Source organism: Methylobacterium sp. HMF5984 (genome assembly GCF_045033435.1).
In the GTDB taxonomy this organism is placed as follows: Bacteria; Pseudomonadota; Alphaproteobacteria; order Rhizobiales; family Beijerinckiaceae; genus Methylobacterium.
Genome location: NZ_JBJFLN010000001.1, coordinates 1,486,590 through 1,510,671, shown reverse-complemented (window position 1 = coordinate 1,510,671; position 24,082 = coordinate 1,486,590). Strand labels below are relative to the sequence as shown.

Here is a 24,082-nt window from a genome sequence, read left to right as displayed (position 1 = left end):
CATGAGCGAGCCCGTCGTCCGCATCCGGAATCTCACCCTGGCGCTGCCGAAGGGCTCGGACCGTCCCCACGCGGTCGAGGACCTCTCCCTCGACCTGATGCCGGGCAAGATCCTCTGCGTCGTCGGCGAGTCGGGCTCGGGCAAGTCGATGAGCGCCTACGCGCTCACCGGCCTCCTGCCCCGCGCGCTGAAGCCGGTCGGCGGGGAGATCCTGTTCGAGGGGCGAGACCTGCTCACCCTGGACGAGCGCGGCTGGCGCAGCCTTCGCGGTCGCCGCATCGCCATGGTGTTCCAGGAGCCGATGACGGCCCTCAACCCGGTCATGCGCATCGGCGACCAGATCGCCGAGATGTTCGAGGCGCACGGCCTCCTCACGCCGGCCGAGCGCAGGGCCCGGGCCGTCGCGCTCGCCACCGAGGTCGGCCTGCCCGATCCGGGGCAGATCGTGCGCGCCTACCCGCACCAGCTCTCCGGCGGCCAGCGCCAGCGCGCGATGATCGCCATGGCGCTCGCCCTCGAGCCCTCGATCCTCGTCGCCGACGAGCCGACCACGGCGCTCGACGTCACCACTCAGGCCCAGATCCTCACGCTGATCCGCGACCTGCAGCGGCGGCGCGGCATGAGCGTCCTGTTCATCACCCACGATTTCGGCGTGGTGGCGGACATCGCCGACCATGTCGCCGTGCTCCAGCGCGGGCGACTGGTGGAGCAGGGCAGCGCCGAGACCGTCCTTCAGCATCCGCAGCACCCCTACACCCAGGCCCTGCTCGCGGCGGTGCCGAGCCTGGTGCCGCCGGCGCGCGCCTCCCGCGAGGCCGAGCCCCTCGCCCTCTCGGCCATCGGGCTGACCAAGACCTACGCCACGCGCGCCGGCCTGTTCGGCAAGCCGCGCGTGGTCGCGGCGGTCAAGGAGGTGGCCTTCGACGTCCGCCGCGGGGAGACCCTCGGCCTCGTCGGCGAATCCGGCTCCGGAAAGTCCACCACCGCGCGCCTCGCGATCCGGCTGATCGAGCCGGACCGGGGCACGGTGCGCCTCGGCAGCCTCGACTACACGGCGTTGGCGCCGCGCGCGCTGCGTGACGAGCGCCGGCGCATCCAGATGATCTTCCAGGACCCGTTCGCGTCCCTGAACCCGCGCCGCACCGTCGAGCAGATCATCACCGCCGGCCCGATCGCGCACGGTACGCCCCGGCGGGAGGCCCGCGCCCGGGCCCGCGAGCTCCTCGACCTCGTTGGCCTGTCGGCGAGCGCGGCCGAGCGCTACCCCAATGCCTTCTCCGGCGGCCAGCGCCAGCGCATCGGCATCGCCCGGGCGCTGGCAATGGAGCCAGACGTGCTCGTGGCCGACGAGGCGGTCTCGGCCCTCGACGTCTCGGTTCAGGCGCAGGTGCTCGACCTGCTGGAAGACCTCAAGCAGCGCCTGAACCTCGCGATGCTGTTCATCACCCACGACCTGCGCGTCGCGGCCAAGATCTGCGACCGCATCGCCGTGATGCATCGCGGCGCTATCGTGGAGATGCGGCCCACGGCCGACCTCTTCCGGCAGCCGGATCACGCCTACACTCGCTCGCTCCTCGCGGCGGTGCCGGGCCTGCAGCCTACCCGGCCCTGATAGCACGACGGTCTGCGAGACGGCCGAAGCTCCCAGACGACAGACTGACGGATGCTTTCGGTAAGCGCTAGCGGTGGTCCCGACGCCTGAGTCGGAGGCGGAACGTCCGCTTCGAAGCGAAGGACTCAGGTTCGCTGCCCACCCTATGCAGCGCGCTGGAACGTCCGCTTCCGGCCAGCTTGGTGCACGATGCCCTACGGCCGGAGTGGGCGGTTCCCAGTCGGTCCGCTCGCGGGCGGGAACTGGCCGAAGCGGACATCGCCACCGCGTCCGCTTACAACCCATCTCAGACGCTCGGAAGGTCCTGTGTGGATGGCTCCCGCATTGCAAGCGGCGAATTGAGCTTCTGACGCGTTGGTCGGGTGCAGTCTTGTGTCCGGCCTGTTGATGCAGTCGTTCTTGTGACTGCTGGCCCTGATGGTATCCGCGAGCTGGGTCCCACTCTGCTTTGCGGGCTATGATGCCCTGGACATTCAGCGGGGTGTCCCGGCTCCCGGGCTGACCGGTTCGCCATCAACTCTCATCGTCCTCGCAACCTGGAAAAGTCTCCTTGCCGTGCTGTCAGGCGGCCGTGGCCGCTGGTGCGCGGTAGGTGCCGCCGCGGGTCATGATCGCCCAGGCGACCCGTGCGGTGCGGTTGGCCGCCGCAACGGTTACCACGCGCACTGGCTTGCGCTGGAGCAGCGCCGGCAGCCGTGGGTCGACCGACGTCGGCGCAGCCTTCGCGCGCCGGACCAAAGAGGTCATGCCGACCACGAGCAGGCGGCGCAGATAGCGGTCGCCCATGCGCGAGATCCGGCCCATGCGCTCTTTGCCGCCACTGCAGTTCTGCAGCGGTGTCAGCCCCAACGAAGCTGCGAACTGCCGACCGGAGCGGAAGCGCTCGGGCTCGCTCACTGAGGCGGCCAGCGCCGTTGCCGAGACGATGCCGACACCGGGGATCGTCGCCAGGCGCTGTGACAGGTCGCTGTCCCGATGCCAGGCCAACAACTCCTTCTCCATCCGGGTGAGATGGATCTGTACGGCGCCGATCTGATCGGCCAGCCCGGTCACCACGCGTTGCGCCAGTGGTGGCACCTCGGCTGCGTCTCCGGCCGAGAGCCGGGCTGCCAGTTCGAGCGCGTGCCGCAGGCCCCGCGCCATCTCGATCCCGAACTCGGCGAGCAGGCCGCGGATCATGTTCACCAACTGCGTACGTTGCTTGACCAGCAGGTCGCGCGTCCTGTGCAGCGCCAGCGCTGCCTGCTGCTCGGTCGACTTCACCGGCACGAAGCGCATGCTCGGGCGCGTCACCGCCTCGCAGATGGCAGCGGCATCGTTCGCATCGGTTTTACCGCGCTTCACATACGGCTTCACGTAAGCGGGCGGCATCAGCCGCACGTCGTGGCCGAGGCTCATGAGTTCCCGGGCCCAGTGATGGGACGTTCCGCACGCCTCCATGCCGACCAGGCATCGAGGCAGCTTGGCGAAGAACGGCACGACCTGCGCCCGGCGTAGCGCCTTGCGAACGACGACGTGCCCAGCTGCATCAACGGCGTGAACCTGGAAAATGCTCTTGGCCAGATCGATGCCGACGGTGGTGATCTCCATGGGGATGGCTCCTGCATCTGCGTGGCTGCTGCTTTGACAGCAACCACATCTTGGCACCGAGATGCCGTCAGTCGGAGCGGGAGCCATCCACCCCATCTGCTTTGTAGCAGCCTGATCGACGGCGATTTAAGGCCGGGTCGGATGGATTTCTGCCGTTCCGCTTCCGGGTGGGAGTTGGCGGCAGACGCTGTCGTGCGGCGGTCGGCTCGGCGCTCTCGATAGGGCGCCGGGGCGCTGATGTCTCAGGAGCGCAGAAGTCGACTGATGGAACGCAGCCAACTTGAAGTATGCAAGGGACAGGGTGGAAGAGCCCTATACGCTTGAAATGGCAAATCCTACAAGGGCCCTTACCATACTTCGAGTGTTTCCAGGCGGTTTCTAGAGTGTAAAAAATATACTGGATGTGCGACAAATAGGCAGTTTGAGCGAGAAATTAATCTATAATTTACGGCAAGAATTACAATTCAAGTCGAAGAGGTCGTAGACCCTCCGGCTGGGAGTCTGTTGGTGCGCTTGTTCGATAGCTCTTTCCGTGCGCTGTTCGAGGCCATCGACCGCTCGCGCGCCCGCATCGCGTTCGCCCCCGATGGCACGATCCTCGATGCCAATGCGAACTTCCTCGGCCTCGTTGGCTACACGCTGGCGGAACTGAAGGGCCAGAACCACCGCAAGCTCGTCACGCCGGCAGAGCGCGACGCGCCGGCCTATCACGGGTTCTGGGACGCATTGCGCAAAGGGGAGTCCCAGACCCGCGAGTTCAAGCGCATTGCCAACGATGGTCGTGCGATCTGGATTCAGGCGACCTATAATCCGGTGCTGGACCGCGCCGGCCGCGTTCGCAAGATCGTCAAGTTCGCGTCCGACATCACCTCGCAGGTTCAGCGCGCGATCGACCATGAAGGCCAGCTTGCTGCCCTCAACCGCTCGCAGGCGGTGATCGAGTTCTCTCTCGACGGCACCGTCCTGACGGCCAACGCCAACTTCCTCGCTGCCGTCGGCTACCGGCTCGATGAGATCCGCGGGCAGCAGCACAGCATGTTCGTCGATGCGGACGAGCGGACGGGGGAGGCTTATCGCAACTTCTGGGCTGAGCTGGGACGCGGCGAGTTTATGTCGGGCGAGTTCCGGCGGATCGCCAAGGGGGGGCGTGAGGTCTGGATCCAGGCAACATACAATCCGATCCGTGATCGCGATGGGGTTCCGATCAAGGTGGTGAAGTTCGCGACCGATATCACGGCCCAGGTGCACGAGCGGCAGCGTCGCGCCGAAGCGCAGCAGGCGATCGGCACCGATCTCGACGCGATCGGCCAAGCCGTCGAGAACGTCACCCGTCAGACGGCCGAGACCGCCGGCACGGTGGGGCAGGTGTCCAACGACATCCAGTGCGTCGCCTCGGGCGCGGAGGAGTTATCGGCTTCGGTCGGCGAAATCAGCCAGCAGGTGAGCCATGCCGCGCGGATGGCCGCCCAGGCGGTCGAGCAGGCACAGCGCACGGGCAGCATCGTCACCGGGCTGAGCGGCCAGGCGGCGCAGATCGGCGACGTGGTGACGCTGATCCAGGGCATCGCCGCGCAGACCAACCTCTTGGCCTTGAACGCGACCATCGAAGCAGCGCGCGCCGGCATGGCCGGGAAAGGCTTCGCGGTGGTCGCGTCCGAGGTGAAGGCGTTGGCTGAGCAGACCGCCAAGGCGACCGACCAGATCCGTGAGCAGATCTCCGCCACACAGGCCGCCGCACGCGAAGCCGTGGATGCCATCGGCTCCATCCAGGGAACGATACGCTCGCTCGATGAGGTGTCGGGCGCCATCGCCGCTGCTGTGGAGGAACAGTCTGCCGTGACCCGGGAGATGTCGGGAAGCATGCATACGGCCGCCCACGGGGTGACGACGATCGCCGGAAGCATGGAGGACATCGCCCGGGCAAGCGAGCAGGTCGATCAAGCCACCCGAAAGGTTCGCCAGGCATCACGAGCGGCTGTCTAGAGACGTCGTCCCAGGCGCGGACGAGATGAGCGCTGAGTTCGCTTCTCTTGTCCGACGGTCCGAGCCGACGCGATCAGTCGTCGGCTCAAGCGCACGGGATACGATCGTGGATGCCGATCAGGAAAACGGATCCACCAACGCAGTGCCGGTTCGCTTGCTGCTCCAAGGCCTACGCGCTCGACGAGAGACATTACGATCGGGCACCGAAAGATTTTGGGCGTCTTCGTTGTAGATGCACCCGAGCTTTGGTCCCTCCACAGACGACCTGAAAGACATCTCCGTGCGAGCCCTAGCGGAAGTCGAGCTCCTGATCCCACACGGCAAAACTCTGCTCGGTCCACCCCCAAAGGCGCAACCATGAAAAGGCGCGAGTAAAGCCATCGCAGCCAGGTGCGATGGCCACCTCTGATCACCGGACACTTCCGACCCTGATATCACCAGTGAAGTCGACATGCATTCGATCGTGACTTGCGTTCGAGACTTCCACGACGAGCAGCTGTTGCTGTTGGCCGCAGTCGTATGCAGCGTCGGCATCTACGCCTCATCCGCCATCGCCGCTCATGCGGCGCGTTCGGAAGGCGTAGCTCGGCGCAAATGGGGCATCGTCAGTATTGTCGCCGCCGGCTGTACCGCGTGGGCGACCCACATGATCGCCCTGCTCGCCTATCGACCCGGCATGGCGGCCGGCTTCGAACCGATCCTGACGGCAGTCTCGCTGTTCCTCGTGATCGGGGGGATCGGCACCGGGGTCGGCCTCTCCATCGGCCAGCGCGCGCGTGCGCCCCGCTTCGTGGCAGGCGTCATCCTGGGTTCGGGCGTCACCGCCCTCCATTACGTCGGACAGGCGTCATATCGGGTGAGGGGGCACGTCACCTGGGACTGGGGCTTCATCGCCCCATCCGTGCTCCTGAGCCTCGGTCTGTCCGGCCTCGCCCTGATCATGGCGGGTGAGCGCGATCGCTCCCGCCGACGTTTCGCCGGCCCCCTGCTGTTCGGTTCGATCGTGGTCCTGCATCTCGCCGGTATGACCGCGGTCACCATCGCCTACGACCCTCAGGTGGCATTGCCCGCCTCCGCCATCGCCCCGGAGACGATCGCCCCGATCATCGCGCTCGTCTCGTTCGGCCTGCTCAGCCTCGCCTTCTTCGGCTTGCGGTCCGCCTTGAATGCCCGGGCGCAGCTGCGCAGGGACAGCGCGCGTCTGCGGGAGCTGGCAAGCCTTTCGCTCGAAGGCCTCGCCGTATGCGACGGCGAAGTCGTGACGACGGCCAATCGTAGCCTTGAAGAGATGTCCGGCCTGACTCAGGCACAGTTGGTCGGGTGCAACGTGAAACGCCTGCTCCCCGGACTGGTGCTGGGCGACCTCCCGGAACACGAGGAACGCGAAGTCGAGCTCGTCGACGCCGCGGGTGGGCATGTCCCGGTCCGCGTCGTACGGAAGGACATCTCGCTCGGCCACAAGCGCCAGACCGTGATCGCCTTCCGGGACCAACGCGAGCGCCTGCAATCGGAAGCACGGCTTCGGACGCTCGCCTTCACGGACACCGTGACTGGGTTGCCCAACCGGGCTCGCTTCGGCGACCTGCTGACCCACCATTCCGCGACCTTGCGGAACGGGGAAGGCGGCTTCGCCGTGCTGATGCTCGATCTCGATCGGTTCAAGTTCGACAACGATACGCTCGGTCACGGCATGGGCGACGACCTCCTGCGCAAGGTCGCCGCGCGGCTGCAAGCCGTCGTCGGCGAAACCAACATCGTGGCACGTCTCGGCGGGGACGAGTTCGCCATCCTGCTTCTGGGCTCCGTCGGCGTCACGTCTGCGGAATCCCTGGCGGTTGCCCTCGTGGAGGCGATCGACCGACCCTTCCTGCTCGACGGGCAGCTGGTTCATGTCGGCGTCAGCATCGGTATCGCGATGGCTCCGCTGAACGGCAGCCAACCCGAGGAACTGCTCCGCAATGCCGATTTCGCCCTCTACAAGGTCAAGGGTGAGGGCAAGGGGTCTTTTTGCCTGTTCGAGCCGGCGCTTGCCGAACGCATGCAGGCGCGCATCCGTTTGGAAGCCGACATGCGCCGCGCCCTCGAGGTCGGCGAGTTCGAGGTCCACTACCAGCCGCTCGTCGATGCCGAGACGGGGGTAGTGACCGCGGCGGAAGCCCTGGTCCGCTGGCGTCACCCTGTACACGGCCTCATTCCGCCGATCGAGTTCATCCCCCTGGCCGAGGAGACCGGCCTCATCCTGCACCTGGGTGCCTGGGTGCTGCGAACGGCCTGTACGCAGGCGTCGACGTGGTCCAGCGCGATCAAGGTGGCGGTCAATCTCTCGCCCGTTCAGTTCCGCGACGACCGTCTCGCGGAAACGGTCGCTGCGACCCTCGAGGCGACCGGGCTTGAGGCGGGCCGTCTCGAACTCGAAATCACGGAAGGCGTCATGCTCGACGACGAGGAACGGACCCTTTCGATGCTCACGAAGCTCAAGGCGCTTGGTGTCAGCCTCGCGATGGACGACTTCGGGACCGGGTATTCCTCACTCAGCTATCTGCGCCGCTTCCCGTTCTCGAAGATCAAGATCGATCGTTCCTTCGTTCGTCTCCTGCCTGAGGATACGGAGAGTGCGGCGATCGTCCGGGCCATCATCACCATGGGCGCGTGCCTGGGTATGACGACCACCGTCGAAGGTGTGGAGACGGCGGAACAGTACGCGTTCGTCGCCGAGGCCCAATGCAGCCAGGTTCAAGGCTATCACGTCAGCCGTCCGCTGCCCCATTTCGAGTTCCTGAGTTTCCTGACGGGCATGAAGGCCGCGGCTTGAGCAATCGCTGACGTTCGTCGCGCTGCTTTCAGGATGAACCCGACATTTGCTTTTCATCGCGCATGACGTGTCCAACGCGGTGCAGACGACGCTGAACGCCCACAATCCGCGTGTCACGCCCGCACGCGTGGTGACGGGGCCGATCCTGCTCACCGGACTTGCGACGCGCACGACGTGCGGCGGCGCGATGAGGCTGCGGACCGGAACCTCGAAATCGAAGAAAGGGCACACCTACTGCAGCTGCTCGACGCAGGTGCGTTAAGGTGCGACGGGCTGCCCCGGCCGCTCGATCCGAATGGTGACGTTCGACTCGCTCGTCACCGACCGCCTCGTAGCCGAACTGCTGCAGCCCGAGCGACTGGGGGCTACTTTGACTTGTCTCTAGGCGCTCAGAGCTAAGCGTGCGGCGGATGTCGACGGCCGCGTGGCTGCGAAGCGAGCTCGCGATAGCGGAGGAGAAGCTGCGGCGGCTCTACCGGCTGGTGGAGATCGGTGAGGACGAGCCGGACGACCTCCTGAAGGAGCGGCTTTCGGCTGTGTGGGCGGAGCAGGAACTGACAAAAGCCGCGCTCGGCCGGATTCGTGATGCCGGTCCGGGTCCAGCAAAGATCAGCCCCGAAGCGATCGAGCGCCTGATGCGCGAGCACGTGACGTCGGGCGAGATCCCGTTTCGAAAGGCGTGGCTTCAGGCGCTCGTCGACCGGGTGGAGGTCGGAGCGGACGTGATCCGCATTGTCGGCGACAAGGAAAGCCTAAAAACTGCCGTGACAGGAGCCGGTGGCACAGCCGTGCCTGATGTTCGCAGTCCTATACGGAAGTGGCGCGCCCACGGGGAATCGAACCCCGGTCTGATCCGTGAGAGGGACCTGTCCTAACCGCTAGACGATGGGCGCGGTCGCTGCGGCTGATGAAGCTATCGGCCGGCGAGGCGTTCGTATAGCGACGGTACGGCGATGGAGCAAGACCCGGGCGGAGCCTTTTTCGCCGGGTCGTGAGGAGTGGCGTGTTGCAGGGTTTCGAGATCGAAGGCGAGCGGCAGGCGGTGATCGGGCCGGAGGCGGAGCGGGTGCGCCTCGACAGGGCGTTGGCGATCGCCTTTCCCGACGTGTCGCGGGCGCGGTTGCAGGATTTGGTCAAGGCGGGCCATGTCCGCCGCGACGGGGTGACGATCCTGGATTCGGCGGTGAAGGTCGGGCCGGGCACGGTGCTCGCGGTGGTGCTGCCCGAGGCGGTGTCGGCCGAGCCGCAGGCGGAGGCGGTCGACCTCGTCATCGCATACGAGGACGACGACCTCGTCGTGATCGACAAGCCGGCCGGGCTGGTGGTCCATCCGGCGCCCGGGCACGCGGCCGGCACCCTCGTCAACGCGCTGATCGGCCATTGCGGGGCGAGCCTGTCGGGGATCGGCGGCGTGCGCCGGCCCGGCATCGTCCACCGGCTCGACAAGGACACGAGCGGGCTGATCGTCGTCGCCAAGAACGACGCCGCCCACAAGGGCCTCACCGCGCAGTTCGCCGACCACGGCCGCAACGGGCCGCTGGAGCGGGCCTATCTCGCCCTGGTCTGGGGCTTGCCCGAGCCGCGGGTGGGCACCATCGACGCCAACCTCGACCGCAGCCGCAAGAACCGCGAGAAGATCGCGGTGGTGCGCCCCGAGGAGGGCCGGCACGCGGTGACGCACTACGCGGTCGAGGCGGCCTACCCCGAGGCCGCCCTGGTCCGCTGCCGGCTCGAGACCGGGCGCACGCACCAGATTCGCGTGCACATGACCCATCGCGGGCATCCGCTCCTGGGGGATGCGGTCTACGGCGGCGCCTTCATCACCAAGGCGGCGCGGCTGTCGGAGACCGCGCAGGACGCGCTGAAGGCCCTTGGGCGGCAGGCGCTGCACGCGGCGCTGCTCGGCTTCGCCCATCCGCGCACCGGCGAGCACCTCCGCTTCGAGAGCCCGCTCCCGCCGGAGATGACGCGGCTGGTGGCGGCGCTGGCGGAGCGCTGAGCCGCGTGGCCGCCGGGCCACGGTCAAGGACCAGCGTGTGAAACCGCACCGAGGCCCGCGACCGATCGTGACAGGTTCGACCTTCCGGAGGCGTGATGCGTTGAGGTCTATGTTCGCGTCGCGGACCCGCTACCGGCTCGGAGTTTTCCCCTCTACCATGGGGATTCGGAGAGCCGGCTTGAGAAGCGGTGCTCCGCACCAGAGTGTCCGCCCGCCAGGGGGACCATCGTCAAGGAGAATGCCATGGCCGGCGCATTGCCCGTGCTCGCCAACGAAGGTGGCCTGTCGCGCTACCTCGACGAGATCCGCAAGTTCCCGATGCTGGAGCCGACGGAAGAGTTCACGCTGGCCAAGAACTGGCGCGACGGCGGCGACCGCGAGGCGGCGCACCGCCTCGTCACCTCGCACCTGCGCCTCGTCGCCAAGATCGCCATGGGCTATCGCGGCTACGGCCTGCCGATCGGCGAGGTCGTGTCCGAGGGCAATGTCGGCCTGATGCAGGCGGTCAAGCGCTTCGATCCCGACAAGGGCTTCCGCCTCGCGACCTACGCGATGTGGTGGATCAAGGCGGCGATCCAGGAATACATCCTGCGCTCGTGGTCGCTCGTGAAGATGGGCACCACCGCCAACCAGAAGAAGCTGTTCTTCAACCTGCGCAAGGCCAAGGGCAAGATCTCGGCGCTCGAGGAGGGCGACCTCAAGCCGGATCAGGTGGCGCAGATCGCGACCCGGCTCGGCGTGCCCGAGCAGGACGTGATCGACATGAACCGCCGCCTGTCCGGCGACACCTCCCTCAACGCGCCCCTGCGCGAGGAGGGCGAGGGCGAGTGGCAGGATTGGCTCGTCGACAACGCGCCGAGCCAGGAGACGGTGCTGGCCGGCGAGCAGGAAGGCCAGAACCGGCTTTCGGCGCTGCGCGACGCGCTCTCGGTGCTCAACGCCCGCGAGCGTCGCATCTTCGAGGCGCGGCGCCTCGCCGACGATCCGATTACCCTGGAGGACCTCTCGGGCGAGTTCGGCGTCTCGCGCGAGCGCGTCCGCCAGATCGAGGTGCGGGCGTTCGAGAAGGTCCAGGAAGCGGTCAAACGCAACCTCGCGACGCGGGAATTGCCGCGCATGGGTGCGTGACGCCGAGACCAGCGTCGGCGGCGACATCCGGGCATATCCCCTCCCCCCATGCGGGGAGGGCGGCACGGCCTTCCGTCGGAGCGGTCAGCTCACTTCCACTGGTCGAACGCCTCCTGCACCACCTGCGTGCCGGCGCTGCCCTTCTCGAAATTGAGCACGGCGCGCTGCCCGCTGGCGTAGCGGATCGCGATGTCGAACCAGGGCTTGTGCAGCAGCAGGTCGGTGTTGCGGTCGACGTCGCCGCGCAGCGACGACAGCCCGATCAGGAACAGGTTCTCCCGCACGCGGACCGGTAGGCCCGAGACCGGCGAACCGCGGGCGGCCTCGTCGTCCTTGGCCTGAAGCAGGCCGATATCCTGCACCGAGCGCTTCTCGCCGTCCGCGCCGGTGCCGGTGAAGACGAGATTGATCGTGTGCGAGGCCGGCAGGGTCTGGTCGAGGTTGCGCTGGATCGTCATCACCAGCGTGAGGCCGGCCTCCGGCACCGTCACCGTGGCGACGATCGCCGTCTCCAAGGGCTGGCCCTGCTCGCCGGGAACGGAATCGAGGCGCCAGACCACGCGGCCGGTCGTCGAGGTCGGCGCCGCGTTCTGGCCCGCGGTGTTCTCCTCGATCAGGACGGCGCGCTGCGCAACCGCGATCCCGGGTTGGCTCGGCGGGCTCGCGGGATTGCGCGACCCGGCCTGATCCGTCGCGACGGCCGGCGGCGATGCCTTCGGAGCGGGGTCGCCGCCGATCCGGTCCGAGAACTTCGTCTCGGCGCCCTCCGGCTGGGTTTCCGCCGTCTCGGCACCGCCGGAGGGCAGGTTCGCCGGCTTGTCGCGCAGCAGGAACGCCGCGACCGCGATCAGCCCGATCACCACCGTCAGGACGATGCCGACGAAGGCGTTGCGCAGCATCCGCGAGCGCCCGCCGCGCGGCGCCACCACGTCGATGCGCGGGCGCTGCCGCCCGTTCGCCGCATCGTTGGCGGCGATCGGATCGTCGACGGCCTCGGCCGGCTGGACCGCCGCGGGCTCCGGCTCGGGGATCGGATCCGGGCCCTTCGGCTTGCGCGCGGTGATCGGCACGGCGGCCTCGCGCGGCTCCTCCGGCGCCTTCGGCAGGAAGGACGGGGCCGGAGCCGGCGGGAGGAACGGCGTGGCTTCGGGCTGCGGCTCGGGCTCGAGCACGGGGGCCGGCAGCGGCGCCGGGGTCGGCTCGGGGATCGGCGGTTGCGGCGGCGGAGGCGGCACGATCGCCGGCGCGGGCGGCGGGGCGACCTCCGGTGCGGGCGCGGGTGCGCCGTAATCGACCTCCAGCCGCGCGATGGCGTTGTCGAGCGCCTGCCGCTCGAGATCGATGTCCGCCTCGGGCAGCGGCGGGTCGAGGGAGCGGAGCTGGCCGATCAGGGCGTTGCGCGCGCGCTCGTAGACCGCCTTGCGCATGGCCGGCGTCCGGTCGGGCAGGGCGTCGAGCGCCCGCGCCAGCAACGGGTAGTAATCGGCCATGTCCTCAGGGATCCGCGGGTTCGCGGTCCGCGCGTCGCGCGGACCGGACGATCAATCCTCGAAGGGATTGTGCATCAGGATGGTGTCGTCGCGCTCCGGCGACGTCGAGAGGAGCGCCACCGGGCAGCCGATCAGCTCCTCGATGCGCCGGACGTACTTGATCGCCTGCGCCGGCAGCTCGGCCCAGGAGCGGGCGCCGGCGGTCGTCTCCGACCATCCGGGGATCGTCTCGTAGACCGGCTCGACCCGGGCCTGTGCGGCCTGGCTCGCCGGCAGGTGGTCGATGACCGCGCCGTCGAGGCGGTAGCCGGTGCAGACCTCGATCGTCTCGAACCCGTCGAGGATGTCGAGCTTGGTCAGGGCGATGCCGTCGATGCCCGAGGTGCGCACGGTCTGGCGCACCAGCACCGCGTCGAACCAGCCGCAGCGCCGCTTGCGCCCGGTGTTGACGCCGAACTCGCGGCCCTTCCGGCCGATGGTCTCGCCGATCTCGTCGAACAGCTCGGTCGGGAACGGGCCCTCGCCGACGCGGGTGGTGTAGGCCTTGGCGATGCCGAGCACGTAGCCGATCGCGCCCGGGCCGAGGCCCGAGCCGGTCGCCGCCTGCGCCGCGACGATGTTCGACGAGGTGACGAAGGGATAGGTGCCGTGGTCGACGTCGAGCAGCGCGCCCTGCGCGCCCTCGAACAGGATGCGCTTGCCGGCGCGGCGCTCCTCGTCGAGCAGCGCCCAGACCGGGCAGGCATAGGGCAGAATCGTCGGCGCGATCGCCTTCAATTCGGACAGCAGGGCGCCCGCGTCGACTTCGGCGATGCCGAGGCCGCGGCGCAGGGCGTTGTGGTGGGTCAGCACCCGCTCGATCTTGGCCGGCAGGGTGTCGGCATCGGCGAGATCGACCACGCGGATCGCGCGGCGGCCGACCTTGTCCTCGTAGGCCGGGCCGATGCCGCGCTTGGTCGTGCCGATCTTCAGCCCAGCGTTGGCGGTCTCGCGGAAATGGTCGAGCTCGCGGTGCAGCGGCAGGATCAGCGTCGCGTTGTCGGCGATGCGGAGGGATCGCGGCGAGACCTCGACGCCCTGCGCCTGGATGCGGGCGATCTCGTCGACGAGGTGCCACGGGTCGACGACGACGCCGTTGCCGATCACCGAGAGCTTGCCGCCGCGCACCACGCCCGAGGGCAGCAGCGCCAGCTTGTAGGTCACGCCGTCGATGACGAGCGTATGCCCGGCATTGTGGCCGCCCTGGAAGCGGACCACGATGTCGGCCTGCTCGGAGAGCCAGTCGACGATCTTGCCCTTGCCCTCATCGCCCCATTGGGCGCCTACGACGACGACGTTCGCCATGCGTGCCTTCAGACCCGTGGCCCGTTCGCGGGCGCCCGGCGTTGCGCCGCGCGAGAGAAAACCCGTTGCCGTGAGGGTGTTTCCGCGATCCGGTCCGGGAAATCAAGCAAACCGCCCCCGCCGTGTCGAACCGGCAGGGGACGAGCTTCGGCGCGGAGCCTATTTGGCTTCGGTTCCGGGCTTCTGCCCCGGCAGCTCGCCCGGCTTGATCACCGGCATGGAGCCGGCGTTCGGGTTCGGCGGCTCAACCACCATGCCGGGGGCCGCGTTGCCCGGCGGCTTGATGACGCCGTCGCTCTGCCGCAGCTTGTCGCTGAGCGTGGAATCGGCCGGCGGCGCGTCGGCATTCGGGCGCACGCGATCGGGCGGCGTCTGGTTCTGGGGCGGCAGCACCGGATCGCTGTCGCGATCCTTCAGCGGCGCATCGGGATTCTGGGCGAGCGCGGCCGTGGCGACCAGCGCGAAGACCGAGGCGGCGAGCCCCGTCAGGACCTTTGACAACGAAGACCTCCCTCTCGTTCGCGATCGGGAAGCAAACACCGAGGCCGGGGAACCGTTCCTATCGCGATCTCCTGGGACGCGGATGCCTCGTTCGAATCGAGCGCCGCTTCGCTCCCCCCTCTGCGGGAGAGAGTGGCCCGCGAAGCGGGTCGGGAGAGGGGAGCGCCGTATCCGGAAAGGTCGCTCCCCTCTCCCGAACCTCGCTGACGCGAGGCCGACCCTCCCCCGCAGAGGGGAGCGAAGGCGCGGCGAGGAATGTCTCCGATTGGGTCGCGAAAGGTTCCCTCAGCTCCCCCGCGCCATCGCGATGTAGAGCTCGCGCAGGCGGCGGGCGATCGGGCCGGGGACGCCCTCGCCGATCGTGCGGTCGTCGATGGCGACGACCGGCATCACGAAGGCCGAGGCGCTGGTGTAGAACGCCTCCGCCGCCGCGTAGGCCTCCTCGACGGAGAACAGGCGCTCCTCCACCGTCAGGCCGGTCTCGGCGGCGAGCCGCATCACCGCGGCGCGGGTGATGCCGGGCAGGAGCGCGGTCGAGAGCGGGCGGGTGACGAGGCGGCCGTCCCCGGTCGCGATGAAGGCGGTGGAGGACGAGCCCTCCGTGACCGCGCCGTCCTCGACCATCCAGGCTTCGGCGACGCCGGCCTCCGCGGCCGCCTGCTTGGCCAGCACCTGTGCGAGCAGGGCGACCGACTTGATGTCCCGCCGCTTCCAGCGCAGGTCCTCGACCGTGACCACCTTGGCGCCCGTCTCGGCCAGCGTGTTGGCGAGCACGGTCTTGGCTTGCGTGAACATCATCACGGTCGGCGGCGTGCCGGCGGGCGGGAAGGCGAAGTCGCGCTCGTGCACGCCGCGCGTGACCTGCATGTAGACCAGCCCCTCGACGACCCCGTTCCGGGCGACGAGCTCGGTCTGCAGGCGCTCCCAGGCGGCCGCGTCGTGCGGGTTGCGGATGCCGATCTCGCCGAGCGACCGGTCGAGGCGGGCAAGATGCGCCGCGTTGTCGACGAGGCGCCCGTCGATGATCGCCGAGACCTCGTAGATCCCGTCCGCGAACAGGAACCCGCGATCCATCACCGGCACGCGGGCCTGGTCGAAGGGCAGGAATTCGCCGTTGAGGTAGACGATGCGGGGTGACGCCACGGCGGATGCCCTTTGCGATGACCGGTCGATATCGTTCCTAGCAGGATTCGTGCGGGGTTCAGCCGTCCCCGAAGACCCGCGAGAAGATCGTGTCCACGTGCTTGAAGTGGTAGCCGAGATCGAAGCATTCCTCGATCTGCTCGGGCGACAGGGCCGCCGTGACCTCGGCATCGCCCTTCAGCAGGGCGAGGAAGTCGCCCTCCCCGCGCCAGACCGGCATCGCGTTGCGCTGGACGAGGCGATACGCGTCCTCGCGGCTGACGCCCGCCTGCGTCAGGGCCAGCAGCACGCGCTGCGAGTGGACGAGGCCGCCGAGCCGGTCGAGATTCTTCTGCATCTGGGCCGGGTAGATCAGCAGCTTGTCGATCACCCCCGTCATGCGGGCGAGCGCGAAGTCGAGGGTGATGGTGGCATCCGGCCCGATCATCCGCTCGACGGAGGAGTGCGAGATGTCGCGCTCGTGCCAGAGCGCCACGTTCTCCATCGCCGGCAGCGCGTAGGCGCGCACCATGCGGGTGAGCCCGGTGACGTTCTCGGTCAGCACCGGATTGCGCTTGTGCGGCATCGCCGACGAGCCCTTCTGGCCTTCCGAGAAGAACTCCTCGGCCTCCAGCACCTCGGTGCGCTGCAGGTGACGCACCTCGATCGCGAGCCGCTCGAGCGACGAAGCGACGACGCCGAGCGTCGCGAAGAACATCGCGTGCCGGTCGCGCGGGATGACCTGGGTCGAGACCGGCTCGACCGTCAGCCCCATCTTCTCGGCGACGTAGGCCTCGACCCGCGGGTCGATGTTGGCGAAGGTGCCGACCGCGCCCGAGATCGCGCAGGTGGCGATCTCCTCCCGCGCCAACACCAGCCGGGCGCGGTTGCGCACGAACTCGGCATAGGCCTGGGCGAGCTTGAGGCCGAAGGTGACGGGCTCGGCGTGGATGCCGTGCGAGCGGCCGATGGTCGGGGTGAGCTTGTGCTCGAGCGCGCGGCGCTTCAGGGCGGCGAGCAGCGCATCGACGTCGGCGATCAGGATGTCGGCGGCGCGGACGAGCTGGACGTTGAGGCAGGTGTCGAGCACGTCCGACGAGGTCATGCCCTGGTGGACGAAGCGCGCCTCCGGCCCGACGATCTCCGACAGATGCGTGAGGAAGGCGATGACGTCGTGCTTGGTCACCGCCTCGATCGCGTCGATGCGGGCCACGTCGAACACCGCATCGCGGCCCTTCTCCCAGACCTTGTCAGCGGCGTCCTTCGGCACCACGCCGATCTCGCTAAGCGCCGTGGTGGCGTGCGCCTCGATCTCGAACCAGATGCGGAAGCGGGATTCGGGCGACCAGATCGCCGTCATCGCGGGGCGGCTGTAGCGGGGGATCATCGGCGTCTCGGATCTCGCGGGCGTATCGAGCCGCGCGCCTAGCACGGCTGGGCCGGGAGGTGAACGCACCGCAGGGCCGGCCGGCCCTGCTGACCGCGCTGGCATTACGCCTTCGGCTCGACCCGCACCCAACCCTGCGGCTGCAACCGCTCCTGCGGCAGGAAGCGGGCCTTGTAATCCATCTTGCGCGAGCCCTCGACCCAGTAGCCGAGGTAGAGGTACGGCAGGCCCATCTCGTGGGCGCGCCGGATATGATCGAGGATCATGTAGGTCCCAAGCGACCGGTGGGCCTCCGCCGGGTCGTAGAACGAGTACACCATCGACAGGCCGTCGGAGAGCACGTCGGTGAGGCAGAGCGCCACCAAGCCGCCGACGCCGCGGCCGTGGATCGCGGTGTCGGGCCCGCGCCGGCGATAGGCGACGAGGTGCGTGTCGACGTGGCTGTCCTCGATCATCATCGCGTAGTCGAGCACCGTCATGTCGACCATGCCGCCGTCGCCGTGGCGGGCGTCGAGGTAGCGGCGGAACAGGGCGTACTGCTCGGAGGCCGGGCGGTTCGGCTCGGGCGTGCCGACGAGGTCGGCGCTGCGCGACAGGATCCGGCGTTGGCTGCCGCTGGCGACGAAGTCGGACACCACCACGCGCACCGAGATGCAGGCGCGGCAGGTCTCGCAGGCCGGGCGGTAGGCGATGGTCTGCGAGCGGCGGAAGCCGCCCTGCGTCAGGATCTCGTTGAGATCGCGGGCGCGACGGCCGACGAGGTGCGTGAACACCTTCCGCTCCTCCTGCCCCGGCAGGTAGGGGCAGTTCGACGGCGCCGTCAGGTAGAATTGCGGTGTGTCGCGCGGGTGGCTCGTCACGCTTCGCGCTGCCCTCTCGCCACGGGTTCCTGCGCCGGGCCGCCGCTGCAGTGTAACGCGGCCGTGGCCGCGCTCAATGGGTTGCCGGCCAAGGCGAGGCGACAATTTCGCCGCGCCGGTGCGCGCGGCCGAAACCGTTTGCCGGCGCGGTCGCGACGTCAGCCGGCGCGCACGACGGCGAGGCCGAGGAGCACGTCGTGGCCGAGACGGCGATCGCTGCGGACCAGGCCGAAGGCGAGATCGACGAACCACAGCAGGAAGGTCGAGATCGCGACGTAGAACAGCAGCGCGTGGACCGCGGCGGTGATCAGGTCGACCGGCCGCCCGGTCTCCGGCGCGACGACGCGCAGGCCCATCATCCGCATCCCGAGCGTGCTCTGGCGCGAGCCGCCGACGGTGATCGCACTGTAGATCACGCCGCTCGCCGGCAGGACCGCGAACAGCGCCCAGCCGAGGCCGAAGGTGACCACGCCGAGGAAGGCGATCGCGACCCAGAGCAGGGCGCTGAAGCCGAGGATGAACAGGATGTCGAGCAGGTAGGCGACCGTGCGGCCGCCGAGGCTGGCGCGGACCGCCGGCATCGTCACGGGGGGCAGGTAGCTCGGCGCTTCGAACGGGCGGGCGTAATCGGAGCGGGGGTTCAGCATGGCCGTGATCTCGCGTGACATCGCTGGACCGTCACATGGGAATCGCCCCGATCTCCCTCAAGGCCCGGCCCCCTCCGCTCAGCCGGCCGCCTGCTCGATGACGCCGCGCCAACCGAGGCCGGCATAGGTCTCGTAGCCGGGCGTGGCGTGGTACGCGACCAGGCGCCCCTGGGGATCCCGGTAATGCCCGCTGGCGGCGGCGTCGACCTGCAGCGGGTAGCGCTCGGTGAGGATGCCGCGGCCCCGCGAGCAGGCGATGACGCGATGGCGCGCGTCGAGCAGCATCAGGCGGCTCGATGCCCGCTCGTCGGGCGCGAGGCGGACACCCTCGACGATCGCGCGGGCCTGCGGCTCCCAGTCGAAATGGATCGCGAGGTAGCCCAGGGGCTTGCCGTGCGCCTCGCCGTCCGCGCGGACCGAGGCGACGTAGGTCGCGACCTGCGCACCGCCGAGCCCGGCGCAGCGCGCGATGTCGGCGACCGCGAAGTCGTCGCCCGAGGTCAGGGCGCGCGCCTTGGCGAACCACGCCTCGTTGCGGACGTCGCGGCCCTGGACGGCGAAGCGGTCCGGGCGCCCGCCGGCGATCACGCGCCCGTGCAGGTCGCACAGCCAGAGGTCGAGATAGACCGTGTAGGACGACAGGATGACGCCGAGGCGCCGGCTCGCATGGGCGGCGGCCGCCTCGGTCGGATCGGAGGCGGCGTCGACGATCGCGGCATCCGTCGCCCACCAGCGCACGTCGCAGGTGCGCTCGTAGAGATTGCGGTCGATCACCTCGACGGCGTTGAGGGCGAGATCGACGCAACGCGTGGCGCGGGCGTGGTCGGCGAGCTGGCCGACGGCGCGGGTCAGCGTGTCGACGCCGTCGCCGAGCTTCGTGCCCAGCGCCGAGGCGAGGCCGTCGATCTCGCCGGCGACTTGGCGCACCTCCTGCGCCACCACCGAGAAGCCCGCGCCCTGCGCGCCGGCATGCGCCGCCTCGATCATCGCGTTCATCGCCAGCAGATGCATGCGGCGGGTGATGGTGTTGATCGCGCCGATGCTGGCTCGGGTCGAGGTCTTCAGCTGGCCGGTGGAGCGGTCGACCAGTTCCGCGAGGCCGACATCTTCGGAGATGCGCTGGGGGACCATGGAATTTCCTGGGCGCGCCGCCGCGGGCACGCCGACGCGTACCTGTGGGGAGAAGGTTGTATGAATCCGTAGTGATATAGACTTAGGACTGTAATATTTTCACAAATCTTAAAAGTGCGAGGCACGGTCTGCTGTTAATTTTCGCTGGCTTGAGCTGTAATTGCTTCTCTTGCAAGCAAGCCGCCGTCCGTCTGCCTCAAAACACGTCACCGTACAGACAACGTGGCGGTATCCCGCTTCGAGCGCAGAGCGCTCAAGGTATCTTCTGCTTGGGCTCGTCGGCGTCCGGCGTGTCGAGATAGTAGCGCTTAAGCAGGTAGAGGGAGGCCTCCGACAGCGTCGTGCGGTCGGTGGAGATACCGTCGAGCACGGCCCCGGCGTTGAAGCGGCACAACGCATAGTGAGGATGGCGACCGAGCACGTAGTCGACGCGGATGCTGTCGGGGGCCGCGCCGGTGCCGGCGCGCAGGATCCGCACCGCCGTCTCGTCCGGCACGAGCGCCGGCACCGCCTTCCGGCAGATGGACAGGCGCTGGCGCTGCACCGCGCTCTCGCAGGCGCCGAGACCGCCGAGAAATCCGAGCGCGATCCCGAGGGCGACGAACCCGCTGCCCCGCCGGCGCCTCACGCGCCGGTGCGCAGCCGCTCGGCGACGCGGGGGGCGTAGTAGGTCAGCACGCCGTCGGCGCCGGCGCGCTTGAAGGCGAGCAGGCTCTCGACCATGGCGCGCTCGCCGTCGAGCCAGCCGTTGCGGCTGGCGGCCTCGATCATCGCGTACTCGCCCGACACCTGGTAGGCGAAGGTCGGCACGCCGAATTCGTCCTTCACACGGCGGATGATGTCGAGATAGGGCAGCCCGGGCTTCACCATAACCGAATCGGCGCCCTCCTCCAGGTCGAGGGCGACCTCGCGCAACGCCTCCAGGCCGTTGCCGGGGTCCATCTGGTAGGTGCGCTTGTCGCCGACGAGCGCCGCCTGCGTGCCGATCGCGTCGCGGAACGGGCCGTAGAACGCGCTGGCGTACTTCGCCGCGTAGGCCATGATCTGCACGTCGAGGAAGCCGGCCTTGTCGAGCCCGGCGCGGATCGCGCCGACGCGCCCGTCCATCATATCGGAGGGCGCGATGATGTCGGTGCCGGCCTCGGCCTGGATCAGGCTCTGCTCGACCAGCAGCGCGACGGTCTCGTCGTTGAGGATCGCGCCGTCCGAGAGCAGGCCGTCATGGCCATGCGAGGTGTAGGGGTCGAGGGCGACGTCGGTCATGATGCCGATCTGCGGCACCGCCTTCTTCACCGCGCGCACCGCCCGGCAGACGAGGTTGTCCGGGTTCAGGGCCTCGGAGCCTGTGGGGTCGCGCAAGCTCGCTTCCGTATAGGGAAAGAACGAGATCGCCGGGATGCCGAGGCGGGCGGCGCGCTCGGCGTCGCGCACGATCTCGTCGACGCTGAGGCGCTCGACGCCGGGCATGGAGGCGATCGGCTCGCGCCGGCCCGTCCCCACGATCACGAACATCGGCCAGATCAGGTCGTCGACCGTCAGCGTGTTCTCGCGCACCAGCCGCCGCGACCAGTCGGCCTTGCGGTTGCGGCGCGGACGCTGGGTGATCTTCAGGCCCTCGGCGCGGGTCCCCTCCCGCGCGGTCTCCACGGCGAGCGGGCGCGGCCGGGGCGTGTCGTCGGAAGCGTGTTCGAAGGGCATGGGATCGCGTTCGCTGTGATCGGTTCGCGGGTGGCGCGGCGTAGCATAAGTGGCTGGGCGGGCGAAGCCGGCGAAGCGCCGCGACGTCACGAGCCGCCGGAGGCGCCCCGCCCGCAGCGCGGCAGGGTCCCCGAACGGTTCACGCCTGCGTGACGCCGTCGCCTCGGCACGTGACATCCCGCAGCGGATCGGAATTCTTTCACATCGCTCCGGCGTTCGATTCGCCGGTCGTGGTTGGTCGGGGGGCTCATGACGGCATCGTTCACGCTCGAGGGGATCATTCCGGCCGCGTACGGACGGAGCTTTCGCGCGATGCGCGCGCTCGGGCCGGCGACGGCGATCGCGTTCGTGATCCTGCTCGCTGGCGACGGCGCGGAGGCCCTGATGCGCCACGAGAACGACGTGCCCGCCGTGACCAGATGGTGGCTGCTGCTCCATGCGGCCGTCTTCGTCCTCGTCGCGCCCTACAAGGTCCGCCTGTACGAGGTGATGTGGGACGTCGGGCCGCCGTCGATCCCGAAACCCGGCGCGCGGCGCCGCGCCATCCTCAACGTCGTCGCCCTCGATCTCCTGCTCCTCCTCGTCGGAGCGGCGTGGGCCTGGCTCTGGAGCCTTCATGGCCAGCTCGGAATCCCCACCTTCGTTCTGGTAGGACTGCTCGTCCCGAGTTGGTGGATACGGACGCGGCTCACGCTGGTCGGCCCGGTGCTCGCCCTTGCCGCCTTGCCGCTCACCCTGTCGGACGCCATCTCGGCGACGAGGGGGCACTTCTGGGATATCACGTTCGCCGGGCTTCGCGTCTTCGTCGTGCTCGTCCCCGTCATCCTGGCAATCGTCCTGGCGACGCTGTGGCTCCAAACTACCGTCGTGAAGTCGGCGTTTTTGAAGCCGATCCTGTTGAGCCCGATCGGTTTCCTATCCCTCGCGGTCAATATCGCCCTCCAGGCCGAACTCTGGCGGCGCATGGGTCTGCCGTTCGCATCGAAGGCGGAACGGTTGCCAGACTGACGCCCGCGCTCGCCCGGGCTTCGACCTCGGCCAAACCGGACGCGGGCGCCCGGCGTTGACGCCCGGGCCGCTACGGCCTCTAACCCCCGCTGAGCGGACACGCGGCGAGAGGATCGAGAGACGTGAGCGGAGCCGAAGCGGCCAACGACGAGATCCAGTTCGAGCGGCGGGGCGCGCTCGGCCTCGTCACCCTCGACCGGCCGAAGGCCCTGAACGCGCTCTCCCTCGGGATGATCGGCGCGCTGCACGCGCAGCTCGACGCCTGGGCGTCGGATGCCGGCATCACCCGCGTGGCGATCCGCGGCGCCGGGGGGCGCGCCTTCTGCGCCGGCGGCGACATCCGCCACATCCACGCCTGCGGCCAGGCGGGACGCTTCGACGAGGTGTTCGCGTTCTGGCAGGCCGAGTACCGCCTCGTCGCCCGGATGCAGCGCTACGAGAAGCCGATCGTCGCGCTGATCGAGGGCGTGGTGATGGGCGGCGGCGTCGGCATCTCGCTCCACGGGGCCCACCGCGTCGCCTCGGAGACGTACGTCTTCGCCATGCCCGAGGTCGGGATCGGCCTGTTTCCCGATGTCGGGATGACCTACGCCCTGCCGCGCCTGCCCGGCCGCGTCGGCACCTATCTCGCGCTCACCGGCAGCCGGGTCGGCCCGGGCGACGCGCTCGCCCTCGGCCTGGCCACCGCCTACGCGCCCGCCCGGGATTTCGCCGCGATCCTCGACCGGCTCGCCCAGGGCGGCCCGATCGCGGCCGCGCTCGAGACCGGCGCCGCGCGCCCGCCGACCGGGCCGCTCGTCGCCGAGCGCGGCCTGATCAACGACGCGTTCGCCGCCGACGACGTCGCGGACATCCTGCGACGGCTGGACGGCGCGGCCGCATCGGGCTCGACCTTCGCCGCGGAGACCGCGGCCGTGATGCGCACCCGCTGCCCGACAAGCCTGTGCATCGCCCGCGAGCAGATGCGGCGCGGGCTGGATCTCGATTTCGCCGACGCGGTGCTGACCGAATACCGCCTCGTCACCCGCCTGATGCGCGGGCATGACTTCTTCGAGGGCGTCCGCGCCGTGCTGATCGACAAGGACGGCCGGCCGGACTGGCGGCCGGCGACGCTCGAGGCCGTCGACCACGCCGCGGTCGCCGCTGCCTTCGGGCCGTCCGAGGCGCCGGAGCCTCGGTTCGCCTGATGCGCAAGGTCGGACGCATCACCCGCGGCAGCGCGGTCGGCGAGGCCCCGAGCGACCGCATCGAGCGGCGCTCGGCCGCGCCCAAGAGCACCTGGGACACGGTGCTGGTCTGGTTCATGCGGCTGACGGCCCTGGCGTGGCTCGCCAAGAGCGTGCTCTCCTTCGCGACGATCCTCGACGTGGTGCCGGGGCACCGCCCGTTCGCGCTGGAGCCGTTCGGGCGCCAGGCGGCGCTGATCTACTTCGCGGTGATCGACGCCAACGCGGCGATCGGCCTGTGGCTCACCAGCGCCTGGGGCGGCGTGGTCTGGCTGCTGGCGGTGACCTCGATGCTGACGCTCGCCGTCCTGACGCCGCAACTGTTGCAGACGCCGCTGATTCTGGTCTTGGTCGAGTCCAGTATCGTGATCTTCTACTTCGTTTTTTCTTGGCTCGCGGCACAGGAAGCGCGGTAAACGAGTGGTTATACGAATCACTTCACTTTGCATTTACCGACAGAAGTAAATCGCGAATTCATCCTGTCTCTTAGAGCGGTTTTCATCTCCGCCGCCTAGTTTCACCCCATGAGCGGTGCCGGACGGCA

The 24,082-nt window shown here is 69.0% G+C and carries 21 protein-coding genes and 1 tRNA gene; 9 read left to right on the top strand and 13 right to left on the bottom strand.

Translation table 11 applies throughout. The annotated features are described in order from the left end of the window. Position 1 precedes the first annotated feature (1 nt). Complete coding sequence (locus ACFZ8E_RS07145) at positions 2-1,612, top strand: ABC transporter ATP-binding protein (protein ID WP_405042430.1); 1,611 nt, start codon at positions 2-4, stop codon at positions 1,610-1,612. A gap of 561 nt (positions 1,613-2,173) precedes the next feature. Here ACFZ8E_RS07145 and ACFZ8E_RS07140 read toward each other — a convergent pair. Further along, the gene (locus ACFZ8E_RS07140) at positions 2,174-3,202 is read right to left on the bottom strand and encodes an IS110 family transposase (protein ID WP_405041947.1); all 1,029 of its coding nucleotides are present in this window, start codon (positions 3,200-3,202) and stop codon (positions 2,174-2,176) included. Positions 3,203-3,703: 501 nt separating this feature from the next. Here ACFZ8E_RS07140 and ACFZ8E_RS07135 point away from each other — a divergent pair. From ACFZ8E_RS07135 to ACFZ8E_RS07125, 3 genes are all read left to right on the top strand, one after another. Further along, positions 3,704-5,185, top strand: coding sequence for a PAS domain S-box protein (locus ACFZ8E_RS07135; RefSeq protein ID WP_405044341.1), 1,482 nt, complete (start codon positions 3,704-3,706; stop codon positions 5,183-5,185). Between the two features lie 451 nt (positions 5,186-5,636). Continuing rightward, on the top strand, positions 5,637-7,997 hold the full coding sequence (locus ACFZ8E_RS07130; protein ID WP_405042429.1) for a putative bifunctional diguanylate cyclase/phosphodiesterase: 2,361 nt from the start codon (positions 5,637-5,639) through the stop codon (positions 7,995-7,997). Between the two features lie 46 nt (positions 7,998-8,043). Further along, positions 8,044-8,259, top strand: coding sequence for a hypothetical protein (locus ACFZ8E_RS07125; RefSeq protein ID WP_147728068.1), 216 nt, complete (start codon positions 8,044-8,046; stop codon positions 8,257-8,259). Between the two features lie 133 nt (positions 8,260-8,392). Here the strand turns inward: ACFZ8E_RS07125 and ACFZ8E_RS07120 are convergent, their stop codons facing one another. Together ACFZ8E_RS07120 and ACFZ8E_RS07115 are read right to left on the bottom strand one after the other, a co-directional pair. Continuing rightward, complete coding sequence (locus ACFZ8E_RS07120; protein WP_405042428.1) at positions 8,393-8,644, bottom strand: hypothetical protein; 252 nt, start codon at positions 8,642-8,644, stop codon at positions 8,393-8,395. A 171-nt stretch (positions 8,645-8,815) separates the two neighbouring features. Beyond that, positions 8,816-8,890 (bottom strand) — tRNA-Glu (locus tag ACFZ8E_RS07115). Positions 8,891-9,018: 128 nt separating this feature from the next. Between ACFZ8E_RS07115 and ACFZ8E_RS07110 the strand changes: the two genes are divergently transcribed. Both ACFZ8E_RS07110 and rpoH read left to right on the top strand, forming a co-directional pair. After that, positions 9,019-9,996 carry an RluA family pseudouridine synthase gene (locus tag ACFZ8E_RS07110; protein ID WP_405044340.1) on the top strand — a complete coding sequence of 326 codons (978 nt, stop codon included), beginning with the start codon at positions 9,019-9,021 and terminating at the stop codon, positions 9,994-9,996. A gap of 243 nt (positions 9,997-10,239) precedes the next feature. Next, complete coding sequence (gene rpoH, locus ACFZ8E_RS07105; RefSeq protein WP_147728070.1) at positions 10,240-11,124, top strand: RNA polymerase sigma factor RpoH; 885 nt, start codon at positions 10,240-10,242, stop codon at positions 11,122-11,124. An 89-nt stretch (positions 11,125-11,213) separates the two neighbouring features. Here rpoH and ACFZ8E_RS07100 read toward each other — a convergent pair whose 3' ends face one another. The 10 genes from ACFZ8E_RS07100 to hemB all read right to left on the bottom strand — a co-directional run bounded on the left by ACFZ8E_RS07100 (position 11,214) and on the right by hemB (position 21,304). After that, positions 11,214-12,614, bottom strand: a complete 1,401-nt coding sequence (locus ACFZ8E_RS07100; protein WP_405042427.1) for a histidine kinase — start codon at positions 12,612-12,614, stop codon at positions 11,214-11,216. Between the two features lie 51 nt (positions 12,615-12,665). After that, a complete protein-coding gene (locus tag ACFZ8E_RS07095; RefSeq protein ID WP_405042426.1) occupies positions 12,666-13,958 on the bottom strand; it encodes an adenylosuccinate synthase in 1,293 nt (430 codons plus the stop codon). Between the two features lie 159 nt (positions 13,959-14,117). Further along, on the bottom strand, positions 14,118-14,459 hold the full coding sequence (locus ACFZ8E_RS07090; RefSeq protein WP_243949656.1) for a hypothetical protein: 342 nt from the start codon (positions 14,457-14,459) through the stop codon (positions 14,118-14,120). A 285-nt stretch (positions 14,460-14,744) separates the two neighbouring features. Beyond that, a complete protein-coding gene (locus ACFZ8E_RS07085) occupies positions 14,745-15,602 on the bottom strand; it encodes a D-amino-acid transaminase (protein ID WP_405042425.1) in 858 nt (285 codons plus the stop codon). Between the two features lie 58 nt (positions 15,603-15,660). Beyond that, entirely contained in the window at positions 15,661-16,968 is a 1,308-nt protein-coding gene (purB, locus tag ACFZ8E_RS07080) for an adenylosuccinate lyase (RefSeq protein ID WP_243949652.1), read from the bottom strand. 104 nt (positions 16,969-17,072) lie between these two features. Then, positions 17,073-17,828, bottom strand: coding sequence for an arginyltransferase (locus ACFZ8E_RS07075; protein WP_147727422.1), 756 nt, complete (start codon positions 17,826-17,828; stop codon positions 17,073-17,075). Positions 17,829-17,986: 158 nt separating this feature from the next. Beyond that, positions 17,987-18,475 carry an RDD family protein gene (locus ACFZ8E_RS07070; protein ID WP_147727423.1) on the bottom strand — a complete coding sequence of 163 codons (489 nt, stop codon included), beginning with the start codon at positions 18,473-18,475 and terminating at the stop codon, positions 17,987-17,989. Between the two features lie 78 nt (positions 18,476-18,553). Further along, positions 18,554-19,606: a methyl-accepting chemotaxis protein gene (locus ACFZ8E_RS07065; RefSeq protein ID WP_405042424.1), complete on the bottom strand. Its 1,053-nt coding sequence runs from the start codon at positions 19,604-19,606 to the stop codon at positions 18,554-18,556. Positions 19,607-19,859: 253 nt separating this feature from the next. Then, on the bottom strand, positions 19,860-20,234 hold the full coding sequence (locus tag ACFZ8E_RS07060) for a hypothetical protein (protein ID WP_405042423.1): 375 nt from the start codon (positions 20,232-20,234) through the stop codon (positions 19,860-19,862). Further along, on the bottom strand, positions 20,231-21,304 hold the full coding sequence (hemB, locus tag ACFZ8E_RS07055) for a porphobilinogen synthase (RefSeq protein WP_405042422.1): 1,074 nt from the start codon (positions 21,302-21,304) through the stop codon (positions 20,231-20,233). Before hemB ends, ACFZ8E_RS07060 begins: the two co-directional genes overlap by 4 nt. A 249-nt stretch (positions 21,305-21,553) precedes the next feature. Here hemB and ACFZ8E_RS07050 point away from each other — a divergent pair, with 249 nt between their 5' ends. The 3 genes from ACFZ8E_RS07050 (at position 21,554) to ACFZ8E_RS07040 (ending at position 23,954) form a co-directional block, all read left to right on the top strand. Next, entirely contained in the window at positions 21,554-22,312 is a 759-nt protein-coding gene (locus tag ACFZ8E_RS07050) for a hypothetical protein (RefSeq protein WP_405042421.1), read from the top strand. A 122-nt stretch (positions 22,313-22,434) separates the two neighbouring features. Beyond that, positions 22,435-23,499 carry an enoyl-CoA hydratase/isomerase family protein gene (locus tag ACFZ8E_RS07045; RefSeq protein WP_405042420.1) on the top strand — a complete coding sequence of 355 codons (1,065 nt, stop codon included), beginning with the start codon at positions 22,435-22,437 and terminating at the stop codon, positions 23,497-23,499. Continuing rightward, complete coding sequence (locus ACFZ8E_RS07040; protein ID WP_147727218.1) at positions 23,499-23,954, top strand: DUF6163 family protein; 456 nt, start codon at positions 23,499-23,501, stop codon at positions 23,952-23,954. Before ACFZ8E_RS07045 ends, ACFZ8E_RS07040 begins: the two co-directional genes overlap by 1 nt. The last annotated feature ends 128 nt before the right edge of the window (positions 23,955-24,082 follow it).

Bases quoted from the DNA above. Each gene is read 5' to 3' on its own strand.
- ACFZ8E_RS07145 (WP_405042430.1), top strand. From the start codon at position 2: ATGAGCGAGCCCGTCGTCCGCATCCGGAATCTCACCCTGGCGCTGCCG.
- ACFZ8E_RS07140 (WP_405041947.1), bottom strand. From the start codon at position 3,202: ATGGAGATCACCACCGTCGGCATCGATCTGGCCAAGAGCATTTTCCAG.
- ACFZ8E_RS07130 (WP_405042429.1), top strand. From the start codon at position 5,637: ATGCATTCGATCGTGACTTGCGTTCGAGACTTCCACGACGAGCAGCTG.
- rpoH (WP_147728070.1), top strand. From the start codon at position 10,240: ATGGCCGGCGCATTGCCCGTGCTCGCCAACGAAGGTGGCCTGTCGCGC.
- ACFZ8E_RS07100 (WP_405042427.1), bottom strand. From the start codon at position 12,614: ATGGCCGATTACTACCCGTTGCTGGCGCGGGCGCTCGACGCCCTGCCC.
- ACFZ8E_RS07095 (WP_405042426.1), bottom strand. From the start codon at position 13,958: ATGGCGAACGTCGTCGTCGTAGGCGCCCAATGGGGCGATGAGGGCAAG.
- purB (WP_243949652.1), bottom strand. From the start codon at position 16,968: ATGATCCCCCGCTACAGCCGCCCCGCGATGACGGCGATCTGGTCGCCC.
- ACFZ8E_RS07070 (WP_147727423.1), bottom strand. From the start codon at position 18,475: ATGCTGAACCCCCGCTCCGATTACGCCCGCCCGTTCGAAGCGCCGAGC.
- ACFZ8E_RS07065 (WP_405042424.1), bottom strand. From the start codon at position 19,606: ATGGTCCCCCAGCGCATCTCCGAAGATGTCGGCCTCGCGGAACTGGTC.
- hemB (WP_405042422.1), bottom strand. From the start codon at position 21,304: ATGCCCTTCGAACACGCTTCCGACGACACGCCCCGGCCGCGCCCGCTC.
- ACFZ8E_RS07050 (WP_405042421.1), top strand. From the start codon at position 21,554: ATGACGGCATCGTTCACGCTCGAGGGGATCATTCCGGCCGCGTACGGA.
- ACFZ8E_RS07040 (WP_147727218.1), top strand. From the start codon at position 23,499: ATGCGCAAGGTCGGACGCATCACCCGCGGCAGCGCGGTCGGCGAGGCC.